The sequence below is a fragment of the Bacillus sp. T2.9-1 genome, from assembly GCF_950097965.1.
Lineage (GTDB): Bacteria > Bacillota > Bacilli > Bacillales > Cytobacillaceae > Niallia > Niallia hominis.
In genome coordinates this window covers 1-1941 of the sequence record NZ_CATNHG010000018.1, presented here as the reverse complement: position 1 = coordinate 1941, position 1941 = coordinate 1, and the positions used below count along the sequence as shown (strand labels likewise).

Here is a 1941-nt window from a genome sequence, read left to right as displayed (position 1 = left end):
CAAGGGTAATTTGCGGTAAAGTAGCCATTATAAGAATCCTTTCTGTGGTTATTTCGTCGTTGTTTTAACCTTATCAGAAATGGATTCTTTTTTCATTTATCAAGTGAATTAACATTTAACAAAAAAGTTTATTGGAATAACGATTGTAACCAATTAATGATTTTCTATGAATAATTCAGGTAAAAGGTTGTTTTTCTGAGAAGGAAATAAGCGAGTTAGTTGCGTTTATTTGTTTTACGACCTCACAACAGTATTATGGTGCGATGATGAAGTTAGAAGTAGAGGGATAATAACATTTATTTTATTTTTTCTTCAGCTAACTGGTGCGTTAATTCTAGAAGGATTAACGCTATTTTTTATGTAGAAGTTATTGAACTAAATGGGCAGGTTAGTACAAGGTTAAAAATAAACATTGGTAAGTACATTATAATCTTGCAAGAAAATCTAGCAAGATTAGTAAAGAAATCACCTCAAATAAAAAGTACACTCAGGGAAGAGGTGATTTAATGTGTATTTAAAAATTATAAAAAATAATAGAAATGTATTATTTTACTTGTTAGGAGCTGGGACTTCTAGTTTGGGGGATGTTATATCTGGGTTAGCCTTCCTATTTTTAACTTATCAGATGACAGAATCAAGTATACATACAACTGGTGTTGCAATCTCACAAGTAGTCCCTTATCTTTTATTTGGATTAATCGGGGGAGTAATTGCTGATTGGGTAGATAAAAAAAGGATATTAATAAGAATCGATCTTATAAGAGTACCTCTAATATTATCATTAGTGCTATTTCAACAATTAGAGTTGCTGAACTATTGGCATTTAATAATAGTGAGTTTTCTTATTCAGTGTCTAGGCTGTTTTTTTAATCCTGCTCATAGGGCTATATTACCCATTATTACAAGGGAAGAGGAAAGATCTTCTGTTAACAGTTTGCTTGACACAGTTACAAGGGGCATTACTGTATTAGGACCTATTGTTAGTGTAGGCTTAATGAATACCATTAACATTATCCACTTTTTTACTTTCGATGCACTAACATATCTTATAAGTGCTATTCTTATTTATAAAATTCAATTTACAGAAAAAAATATAACAGGCGAAAGTCCAAATCAAAGAAAAATAAGTGATATATTTATCTCAATAAAGGATTTTTCAATTTGGGTGAAAAAACAAACGACAATTCGAACCATATTTATAGTTACAGTAATCATTGTGTTTTTCAATACCTGGGTATGGCAAGTCGGTTTATTACTGCAACTAATCGAAACAACCCCAAATGGAGAGGAATTATACAGCTTACTTTTAGGATGGTATGGTGCTGCTGTAATTGCAGTTAACCTGCTTATCCCATTAATTTGGAAAAAGTTAAGTGTGAAAATTTATCTTTTTGGCTCACTGATTTGGGGTATAGGCATTCTCCTTTTAGGATTTGCGTATAGCCTTCCAATGTTTTTTATAGGGATATTAGTTGCAGCAATAGGCTTACCTATATCTGGCTTATCACGAGTATATTTGTTACAGAAATATCTTCCCGTAGAAAAACTAGGTAGAGGCTTTAGTTTTAATGCATTTCTTCTATATTTATCAAATGCTGTTTCTCTTGGAGTATTCGGATTCATCTCTTCATTCTTGTCTACAAGAATCTTGTTTTTAATATGCGGAATTATGATGGTTATTTGTTCAGGTATTTACTTATTAACCATTTCTCGAAAAGCGCCAGGAGTAATACCATATAATCGCTTAAATAATTGATTGTAAACAGTAACAGATGAAAAACCACAGTCCATTGCAATTTCTAATACAGTGTTATATTTTTTTTCTTACACGGAATAAATAACACCAACGGATAAAATAGGTTATAATAGACTTATTAATTATTTAAGTTGGTGTTTATTTATGCGTACTAAAAACAGGTTGAATCCAAGCGAGTCTATCTA

1 protein-coding gene and 1 pseudogene are annotated in these 1941 nt (G+C 31.2%); both read left to right on the top strand.

The window, feature by feature from the left end:
• Positions 1–188: 188 nt before the first annotated feature.
• A pseudogene (locus QQZ16_RS02245) lies at positions 189–290 on the top strand (carboxymuconolactone decarboxylase family protein); the annotation flags it as partial.
• Between the two features lie 218 nt (positions 291–508).
• On the top strand, positions 509–1756 hold the full coding sequence (locus QQZ16_RS02240) for an MFS transporter (RefSeq protein WP_048718982.1): 1248 nt from the start codon (positions 509–511) through the stop codon (positions 1754–1756).
• The last annotated feature ends 185 nt before the right edge of the window (positions 1757–1941 follow it).